Source organism: Buttiauxella selenatireducens (assembly GCF_031432975.1).
Classification (GTDB): Bacteria; Pseudomonadota; Gammaproteobacteria; order Enterobacterales; family Enterobacteriaceae; genus Buttiauxella; species Buttiauxella selenatireducens.
The window spans coordinates 2,912,779-2,927,358 of the sequence record NZ_CP133838.1 but is presented as its reverse complement, the minus strand read 5'-3'; the positions used below and the strand labels follow the sequence as shown (position 1 = coordinate 2,927,358).

Here is a 14,580-nt window from a genome sequence, read left to right as displayed (position 1 = left end):
CAGGTATTAAGGAATGCATGACATGCTGAAATCATTACGGATATTCATTTCGCTGGTGCTGTTCTGTGCGAATGCCAGCGCCGCGTTGACTGTGGTCGCCGACCTGGGCGGCGTGCCAGTTGCCCCGTTGTTTGAACCCATCACGACGCTGACGGACAATACCGGCCCAGCGCCTGTATCGCCCAAACCGCTGGCACAGGCGGTCTTCCCGGTGACCTCCACACGACTGCATCCAGGCGCGGTAGCCTCGAGGAAAATCGATTTGCCAGGGATGACGCCGTTGTTTCTTATAGGGGACGATGCGCGGTCGGTTCGCTGGCTGAAAGCACAACAACACACGCTGCTGTCGCTTGGTGCCACGGGGCTGGTGGTGAATGTGGCCTCGCAGGCACGTTTTAACCGCCTGCAACAGCAGACTGAAGGCCTGACGCTGTTGCCGGTCAGCGGTGACGATTTGGCTGTGCGCCTGCAACTGGATACGTACCCGGTGCTGATCACAGACCACGGACTCTCACAGTGAGCAACCGGCATGTCATCGAGGCTCTGCTGCGTCCCGCGGTGGAGCTCTGGAGTGCTCTGGCCGGCATGATGGCGGGCTGTATCTGCATTCTGGCACCCTGGTCGCTGATGCTGGCACCGTCAGTCAGTTACCCACTGGCGGGAGGATTTCTGGTGTTTGCCGCGGTGCGTGGCCGGCAGGGGCTGACCATTCTGCGCTACCGGCGCAATATTCGCCGGCTGCCGCGCTATACGGTGACCAGTGCGCAGATCCCGACTAGCCAGCATGTGCTGTTTATCGGACGCGGTTTTCGCTGGGAGCAGCGCCATACCCAGCGTTTGCTGACCTGCCGTCGCCCGGAGGTGGCACATTACATTCATCCGAATGCACTTTACCGCGCGGCAAGGCGGTTGGAGAGTGCCTGTGATCCATGCCTGCCCACGATTAGGCATTTGCTCTCTCGCGACAGCTGGCTCAATCCGGTGCGACCGCTTCCGCCCGTCGGGGGCAGCGCACTATTGCACGGTATTGAACTGCACGAAACCGATGTGACCCTGCCACTTGGCGAGCGTGTGGGGCATATGCTGGTGATGGGCACCACCCGGGTGGGGAAAACCCGGTTGGCAGAGCTCTTTATCACCCAGGATATTCGCCGTGGTGAAGTGGTGGTGGTGCTTGACCCCAAAGGGGATGCAGATCTGCTCAGGCGGACATGGGCCGAGGCGAAGCGGGCCGGGCGTGAAGATGAATTTTATGTCTTTCATCTTGGCTGGCCCGATATCAGCGCACGCTATAACGCCGTGGGGCGCTTCGGGCGGATTTCTGAAGTTGCCAGCCGTATAGCCGGGCAGCTTTCCGGCGAGGGAAATTCCGCAGCATTTAAGGAATTTGCCTGGCGGTTTGTGAACATCATTTCCCGGGCGCTGATAGAACTGGGGCAACGCCCTGACTATCTGCAGATTTCCCGCCACGTTATCAATATCGATGATTTGTTTATCCGCTACGCACAATACTACCTGCCCGCACATGAGCCGAAGGCTTGGGAGGTGATTGCGCAGATAGCCGCGAAGGTGAACGATAAAAACACCCCGCGTAATCTGCAGGGACGCGATAAATATGTGGTGGCGCTGGAGCAGTACCTGGCTGCAACACGGATCCACGATCCGATCCTGGAGGGGCTGCGCTCAGCGGTGCGTTATGACAAAACCTACTTCGACAAGATTGTCGCCTCGCTGCTGCCGTTACTTGAAAAACTGACCACCGGGAAAGCAGCGCAACTGCTGGCACCGTCCTACAGTGACCTCGACGATCCGCGTCCGATCTTCGACTGGCAGCAGATTATCCGTAAGCGGGGGATCGTCTATGTGGGGCTGGATGCGCTGTCAGATACCGAAATTGCGGCCGCGGTGGGGAACTCTATGTTTGCCGACCTGGTGAGTGTTGCGGGTTATATCTACAAGTTTGGTGTTAACGATGGTCTGCCGGGCTGTCGGGGAACCGAGAAAATCCCAGTCAATCTGCACTGTGATGAGTTCAGCGAGCTGATGGGGGATGAGTTTATCCCGCTGATTAACAAAGGCGGCGGGGCCGGTATCCAGGTCACGGCCTATACCCAGACGCTGTCGGATATTGAAGCCAGCACTGGCAACCACGCCAAAGCCGGTCAGGTGATTGGTAACTTTAACAACCTGATTATGCTGCGCGTGCGTGAGACAGCTACCGCCGAGTTGTTGACGGGGCAGTTGCATCAGGCCGAGGTGCTGACCAGCACGGTGATATCGGGCGTAACGGACTCGTCGAACCCGGAAACGGGGATAGATTTTACCAGCAACACTCAGGACAGGGTGAGCATGGTCAGTGTGCCGTTGATTGATCCGGCGGCGATTATTCAGCTCCCCAAAGGCCAGGCCTTTGCGCTGCTGGGCGGCGGACAGTTGTGGAAAATTCGTATGCCGCTGCCGGCGACAGAAAATGATGCCCTGATGCCCGAGAGTATCCGGCACCTTGCCGCGTCAATGCAGGCGAACTACCACACGGGCGAGCAGTGGTGGAATAACGCGGTGATACCGGCTGTGGAGACGGATAATGCGGCGCTGATGGCGGCCCTGCAGGAGGGGCTGGATGAGTGAGTCCGCGGCGGTGCAAAAGCCGCCCTCGCAGGGGATCATTACCACGCTGTTGTCTTGGACGGGGCGCGTGATATCGGCCCTGATGGTCTCGTTGTGCTTCAGCCTGGCTGCGGAGTGGGTGGGGATCGCCTTTTTCTGGCCGGGGTTGGGGGCGCAGCACAGTCACATGATGATGCGCAAAGAACTGGGCTGGTTTGCGCAGAACGTGCAACAAAGCCTGCTTAGCGCGGATCCGGTGGGGCAGCTTGAGCATTGTTTGCAACTGACCTGGCAGTGGCTGTTTGTGAACACGAAAGTCGTCGAGTGGCTGGCTTCGTTGCGGATCAAGCCCTCCGGAGAAATAGTACGTTCAGCCGCCGTTTACGGTGAAGCGGCGATTTATATCACACTGACCTTTGTGCTGCGGGTGTTCATTCTTCTACTGACCGCACCGCTGTTTTTGCTGGCGGCCATCACCGGCGTTATCGACGGTCTAGTTAGGCGGGACATACGGCGTTTTGGTTGCGGGTATGAGTCAGGGTTTGTGTACCATCGCGCAAAGCGTATGGTCTTACCGGTGTTTTTTCTGGCATGGGTCATTTATCTGTCGCTGCCGTTTTCCATTCCTCCCTGGGTCGTTCTGTTACCAGCGGCATTTTTGTTTGGGATTACTGTCAGTATTACTGTTGGGACATTTAAGAAATACATTTGAGAGGATTGTTGTAGTTTATATGAAGGAAATAGTTTTTTCACAGAAGCCCATCAGAGCTTCTGTATTCTTTATCTTACTTCTATAATTGAGGATTGATACTGTTTTCTGGAGTAGTGCTGTCAGCCCATTGTGATAGCTCACTTTTCTGAAATACCAGACATTCGGCTGCTTGTTTTTTTAGTGTGTTAAGTCGTTCTGAATCATATTTCACATCGAACAGTCTGGATTTGTTGCTGGAATTGTATGTGGCCACAACATTAACCGGGCATATCAACTTTATGGCTCCAATAGACAAGAATGTTGTACCTTTGAAAATATAAAAATGAGTGTCATCAGATATTTTCATATCCCATTTTTTATTGCTTAATATTTCACTGGGGTAGTTGTTAATGGGCACAGAAAAATAGTGTGGTGATAGTCAGTAATTCCCGAAATTCGTAGTGATGAATTAAGAACCATTAATGGAATGCCAGTGATGAATAGAGATATCATAAATAACAATGCAAGCGCAGCGACAGTTGCAATGAAAACCCTTTGAAATATACCGGTGTTTTTATTGTTTGACATTATTATCGCAACAGGGATGATAGTAATCAGTGCGATTAATAGGGATAGTGGAATTAATGTCGCCAACTCTTTCAGGTCGTTCGTTCCATCCGGGAAGTCAATTGCTTTGAATATTAAAGAAAGGGGGGAAACAATAAGGAATGAAGAAAATCCGATAAATGACGGGATTAATATTAAATGTGTTATTTTTTTGTACAGGAATTATTTTTTTGTCACTATCATAGGGAGCTGTTTTTCTTACGTGAAAATAAGATAACGTAATACATAACAGGCAATTAAGAGTGACATGTATTCCGATGTTTATTTTTTGATTGAAGTGGCTGTCTATAAAAACAGAAAAATAAAAAAGTAACACAGAAAAAATGGATGAGATAAGTAAAAGGATCGTTCGTCTGTTTTTAATTCGTTCATTATCTGCGCGTTCAGGAATTACCACTAATAGTGATGCGGCCAAAAAAGATTGAAGATAAAATACAAGGCCAAATGATAATATACTCAAAAGTGAGAATGCGGCTAATGCACCCAGTGCATCGTTAAGGTTGACAAAGTCCATAAATAAATCTTGTCGACCTAGTCTTATGAGATATAGCCAGATGAATGTCAGTGATATAAATGAAGCAATAAGAGAGGATGGGACGAGTGCCAGAGCCCATTCTATAGTTTTTTTTAACTGTATTTTTTCCATGTTAGTACCTGTTATGACTTGATTATGATATTGTCAATATATCATAATCAAGCATGAACCTGAATGTGCTGAACGTATTTATACAAGCCTGTGTGGCTGCATGTCAGTATTTTAATTAGATGTCTAAAAAACATTAATGCATTATAATGTAATTTCATCTGGTTATTATTTTGAGTTCTGTTTTTTAAAACACGTCTAGAAATATCACCAGGATGATTCAGTGTTTTGAAAGATAAATTAAATTGGGATAAATAAGCTAAAATTATTTATGAGGTGTGCTTTTGTGGCTGAGTTGCACAGCTAGGTTTAGCCTGTGCAGTTCTAATATGTGGCAGAAACACAATGTCTTTGATGCCCGACCATCAAACAACGGCCATGCTCTGGCGAAAATGAAAACCGGGAATGATCAACCGGTTCAATGGTATATGTTCATCATGTAGTATTTTATCGTTTTCAGAGTTTGGTATCGGTTAACGTCATTATTGCCCAGCTATCTGACAGTTCATTGGCTGTGGCTTTCAGGTTGTGTGATGCCAGCGTCTGAATAAATTCCTCGTTATCGCCTTTCACCAGAAAATCCAGCGCAGAAAGCAATACGCCATCGTCAGAAAAAGCGAGAGTCAGTGCCGATTTTCTAATCAACATGATCGACTCTTTTTCCCTGAATTCTTCCAACAGTTTGTCGGTTTGCCACTCGCCATCGGGCAGCGAAATGTTTTGCCAGCCCGCGACTTTCAGAGCCTCAATCGCATATGTCAGACGAAACAGAGCAGACTGCTGGTCAACGGGAGAGGTACAGGATTGCCAGAGGTATTCGAGACGTTGCTGCAGACTGGCGGCCAGACTATTTCGCCTGCCAGCCTGCAGCAGACCGTCAATATCCAGGGCAATGGTTTTGGGAAACCGGCGTTGCTTTTGTGCCATCGCGAGCCAGCGCAGCAAAAAGGTGTGGGCCATCATCGGTGACAGGGCTTGTCCGTCTTGTTGAGCCAGACGCAAGGCAATCAAGGCACACCAGGCAAAATGGGCCAGGTCGGAAACCGTTTCTTCGGGCGTAGGTGCGGTAATGGTATGCATAGGCTGGGGAGTATAGCGAAGCAGGCCTGAGCCGGAAAGTCGGCAAATAATTTCTCACTGAATCTTTTCGCGGCGGTATTGGTTTTACCAAAGTATCTGTCCCGCCTTTGCCCCATTCTGACGCTCTCCTTTGTCTCCACCGGAGTGTCATATGAAAATCTCGCCTTATCTTCTGCTGCCAGGCCTGCTGCTGGCAGGAGCAGCCATGGCAACACCGGCCACCGAACAGGAGAGCCTCGCGTTGCTGCTCAGGCAGTTTGATCAGCTTAACGCGACCCTGCAACGTGCGCAGCGACAGGCTTCCCTTACGGCAGGCTCTCGTTTTTTCTTCGATTACCCACAGGCACATGCCGACATTCGCGCGATGCGAACCGGCGTTGAGCACTATCTCAGCCCTTCCCGGGCCCAGCCCCGTACGGTACTGCCGCTGATGGGACTGTATCGCCAGGAGCAGGCTCCATGACTGACGAGCAAATCACTGCCTTTCGGGCAGGCAGTTCGGCGAAGCCTGCGGAAATGAATACGGTTCTGCTCGGCCTGCTGTGTGCCGGGCTGTTTGTCTGGGCTGCGTGGGTGTGTCTGCGCTCTTATCGTGCGTTTGCCTGTGGCACCATTTCCCTGAAGCAGCTTGGCAGTATCGTCGCCCGTACGATGTTGCTTTTGCTTGTCTGCTTCTGGCTGGTGCTCAGTTGAGGAGAAAAGTTATGAATAAATATCATCTTATACGCACCCTGGTGCTCTCCTTTACCGCCGTATCGCTGTCGGCCCGGGCGGATTTGCCGCAACTGGAAGATCCGTCGCGCGGTAAGGGCAGCGGCATCATGGATACGCTTAAAAATTACGGTTACGACATGGTGGTCCTGATGTCGCTGGGTATTTGTGCGGTGGCTTTTCTGGTGGTCGCTAACAGTTGTGTTTCCACCTATTCGGAGATCCAGAACGGCAAAAAACAGTGGAAGGATCTGGGAGCGATGTCCGGTGTCGGCGCCATTTTGCTGGTGGTGATTATCTGGCTGCTGACGCAGGCCGGAGAGGTGCTGTAATGGCGCTGACCATTGAGTTTTTGCCCGACAGGCTGAACCGCGAACCGGCAGTGTTTCGCGGGATGAGCACCAAGGAGCTCTTTATCGCGCTGTCCGCTGGCCTGGTTTTCGGCGGCAGTATGGGGATTTTCCCCTCTATCGCGCTGAGCGTGTGGGCGATGATCCCCACCGGCGCGCTGGCCGGTGCGGTGTTGCTGGTGCTTACGGGGGGACGTTATCTGGCCCGGGTGAAGCGCGGTCGCCCGGATACGTGGTTGTACCGCAGCCTCGGTGCCAGGCTTGCGCGTCACGGGTTTGGCGACCCCAAACTGGTGCAACACAGTGCCGTCTGGGTTATTCGCCGGAGTGGGGCGCGATGAGCCGCTTTAAGCACGCTCTGGCGGCGCGGGATGCACATATTCTGACGCTACGCCTGGTGATTGGGGCCGTCCTGCTGGTTTGTGTCGGTCTGTGGTACGGCTGGCAACGTGCACCGGAAAAACTGACGATCCATAACCCGCCGGATCTACGGGCGGGCAGTACGCGCCCCTGGTGGCAGGTGCCGCCGGGCGAAGTTTACGCCTTCAGTTTTTATATCTTTCAGCAACTTAACCGCTGGCCGCTTAATGGGGAGGTCGATTACCCGCGTAACCTCACCGCACTCGCGGTTTATCTGACACCCGCCTGCCAGGCACAGTTACAGGCGGATTTTCGTCTGCGCCGTGACCGGGGGAGCTGCGTGACCGCGTGCGCGGGATATATGAGATCCCCGGACGGGGTTTTCAGAACACGCGGGTGAAGGTTCACGATCGCGACAACTGGACTGTGTCGCTGGATTTGACGGTGGATGAATACTTCCACGACGAACCGGTCAAGCGGGCGCTGGTGCGTTATCCGCTGAATGTAGTGCGCTATGACGTGGACGCGCAAAAAAATCCCTGGGGTCTGGCCCTGAACTGTTTCGACGGGCAGCCACACAAGCTGGAAGCCAGCCCACTCCCTTCAGTTCCGGAGACAACACCATGATGAATCGACGATATCTGCTGCCGTTGCTGGCCGCGTGCTATCACGCGGGGTTGAGCGCCACAGAGCTGGTGCAGTGGCAACGTCTGCCGCTGCCGGTGGTGCTGCACACCGGGCATGAACGGGTGATTTTTGTTAATCGCAATGTCCGTGTCGGCTATCCGGCTGCTCTTGATGACAAACTGCGCATCCAGAGCAGCGGCGGCACGGTGTATCTGCTGGCCCGCGATGATTTTTCGCGCACCCGTCTGCAACTGGTCGATATGGACAGCGGTGAACTGATCCTGCTCGATATCAGCGCTGCTGCCGGCGATGAACTGGAGCCTGTTGAGCTGCGCTATGGCGAGGCGGTGTACAGGAACGATAAGGCGGTGAAAGCCGACGAAGAGGAGGCCAGCACTTCCCGGATGGCTGCGACCACCGGGCTTCCGGTGCCGGTTGTGCTGACTCGCTACGCCGCCCAGAGCCTTTATGCTCCGTTGCGCACGGTCGAACCCCTCAATGGCATTACGCCTGTTCCGGTGCGCCTGCCCGCAGTGGTGTCCACTTTGCTCCCTACGGAGGCGGTGACGGCTGCACCGCTGGCGGCGTGGCAACAGGGGGCGCTGACGGTAACCGCCGTGAAGCTGCAAAACCAGAGACAAGCCCGAATTGACCTTGACCCCCGTGCCCTGCAGGGGCAGTTTTTGACCGCAACCTTTCAACACAGATGGCTCGGCGCTAAAGGCACACCCGAGGACACCACGGTGGTGTATCTGGTCACCGAAGGCGGGGCCGATACATCCGTCATCCCGGAGCCTGCTGCACCGGATAAAGAGGGCAAATAACATGCAACTGAAATCGAACCCTTTGCTGAAAATTCTCGGCCCTCTGTTGCTGGCGGGCGCCGGTTTTATCGGCCTGAAATCCTGCGACTCTTCGGGTCACAATCCGTCAGGGCAAGACGGTGTCGTGGTCACTGACCTGAGTGCGGATGAGCTCAGGGCGCTGGGCATTGACGGCGACACGCCCCGCGACACCGTGGCGACGCTGGTGGGGCAGATGAAACAGTATCGTAAAGAGATGGCGGCGGTGCGTGCCGACAGCGCGACGCTGATAAAAGAGAACCAGCACCTGCGGGAGCGCGATTCTGGCGTGGAAAGCCGGATAAACCAGGCGCTGAGTCGTGAGCGGGAGAGCTTCAGCGGTGAGATGCAAAAACAGCAGGCCTCGTTGCTGGAGACTTTCGAGCAAAAGCTGAACCAACTCAATCCGGCGTCCTCTTCATCCGGTGACACGATACCCGCCGGGCTGGGGCTCGATGAGCAAAGTTTGCCAGCCGATGCTGTGCGCTGGGTGGAGCCTGCGGATGCGCTGCCGGTCGATAAACAAGGGCAAAATACGCCTTCGGTCAGATTTCCTGGCACTTTTGGTCTGGCGGGCGAAAATCCCGCCAGTGAGCAGCAAAAAGACACGTCGCCTGTTGAGGAAGTGCAAACGGTGTTCACGCTGGCCCAAAACAGCACGCTGACCGGCTCGGTTGCCATGACCGCGCTGTTGGGGCGCGTGCCGATGGACGGCACCGTCACCGATCCGTATCCGTTTAAGGTGCTGATTGGGCGCGATAACCTGATTGCTAACGGCATCACGTTACCCGATGTGGAAGGGGCGGTGATGTCCGGCAGCGCGTCGGGTGACTGGACGCTGTCGTGCGTGCGTGGGCACGTGCATTCCATCACCTTTGTGTTCCGTGACGGCACGATCCGTACCCTGCCGGGTGTGGAAAATAAAGCTTACAGTGGCAATAAAAAAGTGCCGGACAGCGAAATTGGCTGGCTGTCCGACCCGAGCGGACTGCCGTGCATTCCCGGTGAGCGTAAATCCAATGCCGGTGAATATATCGGTTCACAGTTTCTGCTGGCAGGCTCAGCAGCGGCCGCCGATGCGTTTGCCAACGGGCAGACCACGACGCTTGTGGAGGGCGGGGCGGTAACATCGGCGGTGACCGGCAGCAGCGGGCAGTACGTGCTGGGTCAGGCGCTGGGCGGCGGGCTGAAAGAGTCTGCCGACTGGTTTAAACAGCGTTACGGGCAGACGTTCGATGCCATTTATGTGCCGCCCGGCCATCCGGTCGCTATCCATATCACCCGCCAGCTCGCTATCGATTATGAGACGCAGGGTCGTCGCGTCAGATACCCGCAAGCTGCTGACACTTCCCGGAGACTGGACTGATGCAAATAAAACACGCTTTTATTTTCAGCATACTGCTGGCAGGGCTTAGCGGATGCAGCACCTCGCAAAAAACGCTACTGCCCGTGGATGAAAATACCACCATGCTGTCGTTATGGTCGCGACAGACCGGCAGCGGAAACCGACTTTTTGACGCGCGCAGCCTGTTGCGCCGTCCGCTCACCGGAAACCCACAACAGGTGCTGAAGGGCTATACGCGTACCGCCGCCAGTGAAATCACCGCGCAGTTCAGTCGCCTGCCCGACCCCGATATGGTGATGTATGTGTATCCGCATCTCACTGGCGGGGAAGGTGTGCCGGTGCCGGGCTACAGCACAGTGTTTGCGTTTTACCGCAATGTGCATTACGCGCTGCCGGGTGAACGTACGGAGGGGTTGTGATGCCGACAACCGCGCGGCCCCGCACCGGCAGACGGACAGAGCAGGATGTGGATGCGGCGTATCAGAAAGGGCCGTTTTTTGCTGATTTGCTGCCGTGGGTGGAATTTCAGCCGGACTCGCAGACGCTGCTGCTGGAAGACGGGCGCTCGGTGGCGGCGGTGTATGACATTCGCCCCATCGGCACCGAAGGGCGTTCAGCGCACTATCTGGCGCGGGTGCGCGATATTGTCGAGGATGCGCTGCAGGACAGTTTTGACGAACGGGACAGCTATCCGTGGGTGGTGCAGTTCTTTTGCCAGAATGAAGACGACCTGAGTGGCTATCTGCAGCAACTGCGTGATTACGTGACACCGGCGGCGCAGGGCTCGGTGTTCACCGAAGCCTGGCTTGCCGAAATGGCCACCCATCTGCAGGGGCTCGGTCGTCCGGACGGCGTCTTTTTCGACGATGCGGTGACCCACACACCGTGGCGGGGGCAGAGACGACGAACCCGGATGGTGATTTATCGCTGGTTGCCTGCCAGCCAGACACGAAATGACCTGACGGCAGAGCAGGCGCTCAATAATACCGGTGAACGGCTGGTGTCGGCACTCGCGGGCGCCGGGCTGACCGCGACACGGCAAACTGGCGACGCCATCCGCCACTGGCTGGTGCGCTGGTTTAATCCGGCGCCCGACACTGATGAGCGTCAGGCGTTTTACCGCACGGTGACACAACCCGATGTGCCTGATGCGGCGGCAGCACCCCTGCTGGGCGATTTTGCTGAATCAGTGTTGTTCAGCGAACCGGTGTCAGATGCGAAAACAGGACTCTGGTATCTGGATAATCGCCCCCACAAAGTGGTGGTGGTTGACCGCCTGCGCAAAGCCCCGCGCCCCGGCCATCTGACCGGTGAACAGCGGCGGGGAGATGCGATGAATGCCCTGTTTGATCTGCTGCCGGTGTCAGCCATTTTGTCGCTGACGATGGTGGTGCATCCGCAGGACCGGCTGGAGTCACATCTCAGTCGTCTGTCTGGCCGGGCCATCGGGGAAAACACCGACTCGGAGTACACCCGCCGGGACTGCCAGGAGGTGAAAACCTGGCTCAAGGACGGCCACAAGCTCTACCGCAGTACGCTGGCCTTTTACCTGTCTGCAGACGATGTGCCGGCGCTTGACACACAGACGCGTGAGCTTAACAGCGTGCTGCTCAACGCCGGCCTGGTGCCGGTAGCAGAAGGCGATGAGGTGGCTCCACTCGCCAGCTGGCTGCGCTGGTTACCGGCAAGCTTTGACCCGGCGCGCGATAAACGTCACCTGTATACCCGCTTCTGTTTTGTTCAGCATATTGCCAGCCTGCTGCCGGTGTTCGGGCGGGAAACCGGCACCGGAAATCCCGGTATTAGTTACTTTAATCGCGGCGGCGAGCCCCTGGATTTTGATCCGCTTAACAAAGCCGACCGGACGAAAAATGCCCATCTGCTGTTACTGGGCCCCACCGGGGCCGGGAAGTCGGCCACTCTCAACGGGAAAATCGCTCAACTGATGGCGCTGCATCGCCCGCGCCTGTTTATCATCGACGCCGGCAACAGCTTTGGTCTGATGGCGGATTATGCCCAACGCCACGGGCTGACGGTGAACAACATCAGCCTTCGGCCCGGCAGTGGCGTCACGTTGCCGCTGTTTGCGGATGCGTGGCGGCTGGTCGGGGAGGCGGTCAGCGCGGAATTGCCGGATGAGGAAGACAGTGGCGAGCAAACTGGCGACGATCCGCGCGATATTCTCGGTGAGATGGAAATCACGGCACGACTAATGATAACTGGTGGGGAATTGCGGGAAGATGCGCGACTGACCCGCCCTGACCGGGCGATGATACGCCAGGCGATTATTGATGCTGCCACGCATTGCCACCAGGCGATGCGCCAGACGCTGACGCAAGATGTGCGTGATGCGTTGTTTACGCTTTCAAAAGACAATGCGCTGCCGGAGAGTCGTCGGAACCGCGCCTATGAGATGGCAGAGTCCATGAACCTGTTCTGCACCGGCTTTGAAGGAGAGTTGTTTAACCGCGAGGGGGAGGCCTGGCCGGAGGCGGATATCACGCTGGTTGATCTTGCGACCTTTGCCCGCGAAGGATACGAAGCCCAGCTTGCCATCAGCTATATCTCGCTGATTAACCACATCAACAACCTCGGTGAACGTGACCAGCACCTGGCGCGTCCCATCGTCAACATCACCGATGAGTCGCATATCATCACCGTCAACCCGCTGTTGGCCCGTTTTCTGACCAAAGGGTCGAAGATGTGGCGCAAACTCGGGATCTGGCTGTGGCTCGCCACCCAAAACCTCAGTGATTTTCCGGATGAGGCGAAGAAGCTGCTGAACATGATTGAGTGGTGGGAGCTGCTGGTGATGCCCCCGGAAGAGGTTGAGCAACTGGAACGGTTCAAAACGCCGAGTGAGGCCCAGCGAGAACTGCTGCTGTCCGCCCGCAAGGCACCGGATAAATACACCGAGGGCGTGGTGCTGTCCAGCAAAGTGGAAGCGCTGTTCCGGGTGGTACCGCCGAGCCTGTATCTGGCACTCGGCATGACGGAGAAACATGAGAAAGCCGAGCGGGCGCAACTGATGCACGAGCTGGGGATCAGCGAACTGGATGCGGCGATTCTGGTGGCACGCAGACTCGACAGACAAAGAGGGCTGAGTGGATAAAAATCATGCACTGACAGCATTAAGTTTTCGCTGTTGAAGCGCCAACGGCTTATTTACAGCGAATTGTGAACGAGTTCACATGGAAGCGTAAATATATAAAATACAATTTTGTTTTTTATGGATATCTGTTTTATTTATCTGATGTCTGGCATTGGCTGTCCTCCATGGGATTTTGTTGTTGTCACGACTTTCGGAACCAGGAACAACGGAGGGTCAACTTTGACCTGAGTACTTATAAATGGAGATAAACGTGAAAAAATTATTCTGTACGGCGTTATTGCTGTTAAGCAGCACCTGCTTTGCACAAAGTACCGATGTTAAAGCGGTGACCGAAGCAGTGGAAAATATGCGCCTTGCGATGCTCAGCGGTGAAAAGACCAGCCTGGACAAAGTCGGTCTGCCTTCCCTGAGTTATGGTCACTCAAACGGAAAAATTCAAAATAACGCCGAATTTGTGGATGCGATTGTGACAGGGGAGTCCAGATTTCAGACACTGAACTTTAGCGGTCAAACCGTTCAGGTTGACGGGGATGTCGCTATCGTCCGCCATACTCTGGAGGCAAAAACGCATGACAATGGTAAACCGGCGGGTGAAGTTAAAATTGGCGTGATGCTGGTCATGGAAAAAGACAGTGCCGGACAATGGAAGTTGCTAGCCCGCCAGGCGTATAAGTTACCTCAGCAATAGGTGGGTAGATGCTGTACACCCCGATGCATGGGCTAACCGGACATAACGTTTACAGTATTACCAGGCGCTGAATGCGAACTGATGACACAAAACGCACAACGCTCCGTAAGGGGCGTTGTTGTTGATAAGGCCGCAGTGGGCGTGAAGAGGGCGTTGATGCCTACAAATCTGCAGCATCAACCGTGGTTGGTTTAGTGCAACTCATTTGTTGCGTGCATGTCCATATATGCAGGGGAAGATCACTTTGCATTGATCTCATTAGTAACCCACTCTTCCTTTGCTGATCCGATTTTCTGTGTCTGCCGAATAAGGTTAACACAACTATTATCCATGCAGCGTAGTGGGGCTCCCACCAGGGAAAAAATTGAATTTTTATTATTTAATGCAACACCCACATTTTGATCAATAGCTGCCGAATATAACGGTGCTGATAGTATCCAGAATTAATGATAAGTTTCAGGTGCTGAAACACGCACTTTGATGCTTGTTGGATATAGGAATAAATGTTTCCAGGTGCTTTAGTTTCTAATAAATGCACGTAATGTTTTTTGTAAACTGTAATTAAGAATAATCTCAATTCAAATGTATTGCCCGTGAGTTTTTAAAGCGTATCTATTTCAATAAATAGAAAAATGAATTTTATTCGCACTCTAAATATCGCTATTATTCCATGATGAAATGAAATAAAAAAACAAGGTAAAACAAAGCAATAGGATTGTTCTATTAGCAGTTTAATAGACAGGAGTTTGTATGTACATTCCTACTCTTATTGGCAAAATAATTGAAAGTGTGACATGACACATAAAAATATAAATACTGTTAAGCTATTAATTAATACGTGCACACAAGTAGTACTTCGCGAAACCATAATTAACACTAATCATCACTAAACATGTT

Annotated in this window: 14 protein-coding genes and 1 pseudogene; 13 read left to right on the top strand and 2 right to left on the bottom strand. The window is 53.9% G+C overall.

Going from position 1 to position 14,580, the window contains the following annotated elements:
• Positions 1–22 precede the first annotated feature (22 nt).
• Genes RHD99_RS13445 through RHD99_RS13435 form a run of 3 tightly spaced genes read left to right on the top strand, consistent with a single transcriptional unit; the run spans position 23 to position 3,319 of the window.
• The gene (locus RHD99_RS13445) at positions 23–520 is read left to right on the top strand and encodes an integrating conjugative element protein (RefSeq protein WP_309874422.1); all 498 of its coding nucleotides are present in this window, start codon (positions 23–25) and stop codon (positions 518–520) included.
• On the top strand, positions 517–2,628 hold the full coding sequence (gene traD, locus RHD99_RS13440; RefSeq protein WP_309874421.1) for a type IV conjugative transfer system coupling protein TraD: 2,112 nt from the start codon (positions 517–519) through the stop codon (positions 2,626–2,628). Before RHD99_RS13445 ends, traD begins: the two co-directional genes overlap by 4 nt.
• Positions 2,621–3,319 (top strand): TIGR03747 family integrating conjugative element membrane protein, encoded by a 699-nt coding sequence (locus tag RHD99_RS13435; protein ID WP_309874420.1) that lies wholly within the window; start codon positions 2,621–2,623, stop codon positions 3,317–3,319. The genes traD and RHD99_RS13435 overlap by 8 nt, the downstream gene beginning before the upstream one ends.
• Before the next feature lie 664 nt (positions 3,320–3,983).
• Here RHD99_RS13435 and RHD99_RS13430 read toward each other — a convergent pair.
• Both RHD99_RS13430 and RHD99_RS13425 read right to left on the bottom strand, forming a co-directional pair.
• Entirely contained in the window at positions 3,984–4,571 is a 588-nt protein-coding gene (locus RHD99_RS13430) for a hypothetical protein (protein WP_309874419.1), read from the bottom strand.
• A gap of 453 nt (positions 4,572–5,024) precedes the next feature.
• A complete protein-coding gene (locus RHD99_RS13425) occupies positions 5,025–5,648 on the bottom strand; it encodes a DUF2913 family protein (protein WP_309874418.1) in 624 nt (207 codons plus the stop codon).
• 151 nt (positions 5,649–5,799) lie between these two features.
• On the opposite strand from RHD99_RS13425, the gene RHD99_RS13420 reads away from it, so the two are divergent.
• The 10 genes and pseudogenes from RHD99_RS13420 to RHD99_RS13375 all read left to right on the top strand — a co-directional run bounded on the left by RHD99_RS13420 (position 5,800) and on the right by RHD99_RS13375 (position 13,683).
• A complete protein-coding gene (locus RHD99_RS13420) occupies positions 5,800–6,111 on the top strand; it encodes an integrative conjugative element protein, RAQPRD family (protein WP_309874417.1) in 312 nt (103 codons plus the stop codon).
• A complete protein-coding gene (locus tag RHD99_RS13415) occupies positions 6,108–6,341 on the top strand; it encodes a TIGR03758 family integrating conjugative element protein (RefSeq protein ID WP_309874416.1) in 234 nt (77 codons plus the stop codon). The genes RHD99_RS13420 and RHD99_RS13415 overlap by 4 nt, the downstream gene beginning before the upstream one ends.
• An 11-nt stretch (positions 6,342–6,352) precedes the next feature.
• Entirely contained in the window at positions 6,353–6,691 is a 339-nt protein-coding gene (locus tag RHD99_RS13410; protein ID WP_309874415.1) for a TIGR03745 family integrating conjugative element membrane protein, read from the top strand.
• A gap of 62 nt (positions 6,692–6,753) precedes the next feature.
• Complete coding sequence (locus tag RHD99_RS13405) at positions 6,754–7,050, top strand: TIGR03750 family conjugal transfer protein (protein WP_309874414.1); 297 nt, start codon at positions 6,754–6,756, stop codon at positions 7,048–7,050.
• A pseudogene (locus RHD99_RS13400) lies at positions 7,047–7,696 on the top strand (PFL_4703 family integrating conjugative element protein). Before RHD99_RS13405 ends, RHD99_RS13400 begins: the two are co-directional and overlap by 4 nt.
• The gene (locus RHD99_RS13395; RefSeq protein WP_309874413.1) at positions 7,693–8,520 is read left to right on the top strand and encodes a TIGR03749 family integrating conjugative element protein; all 828 of its coding nucleotides are present in this window, start codon (positions 7,693–7,695) and stop codon (positions 8,518–8,520) included. The pseudogene RHD99_RS13400 and the gene RHD99_RS13395 overlap by 4 nt, the downstream one beginning before the upstream one ends.
• A 1-nt stretch (position 8,521) precedes the next feature.
• A complete protein-coding gene (locus tag RHD99_RS13390) occupies positions 8,522–9,904 on the top strand; it encodes a TIGR03752 family integrating conjugative element protein (protein WP_309874412.1) in 1,383 nt (460 codons plus the stop codon).
• Positions 9,904–10,302 (top strand): TIGR03751 family conjugal transfer lipoprotein, encoded by a 399-nt coding sequence (locus RHD99_RS13385; RefSeq protein ID WP_309874411.1) that lies wholly within the window; start codon positions 9,904–9,906, stop codon positions 10,300–10,302. Before RHD99_RS13390 ends, RHD99_RS13385 begins: the two co-directional genes overlap by 1 nt.
• Entirely contained in the window at positions 10,302–12,995 is a 2,694-nt protein-coding gene (locus RHD99_RS13380; RefSeq protein ID WP_309874410.1) for a conjugative transfer ATPase, read from the top strand. Before RHD99_RS13385 ends, RHD99_RS13380 begins: the two co-directional genes overlap by 1 nt.
• A 250-nt stretch (positions 12,996–13,245) precedes the next feature.
• Complete coding sequence (locus RHD99_RS13375; RefSeq protein ID WP_309874409.1) at positions 13,246–13,683, top strand: nuclear transport factor 2 family protein; 438 nt, start codon at positions 13,246–13,248, stop codon at positions 13,681–13,683.
• Positions 13,684–14,580: the final 897 nt, after the last annotated feature.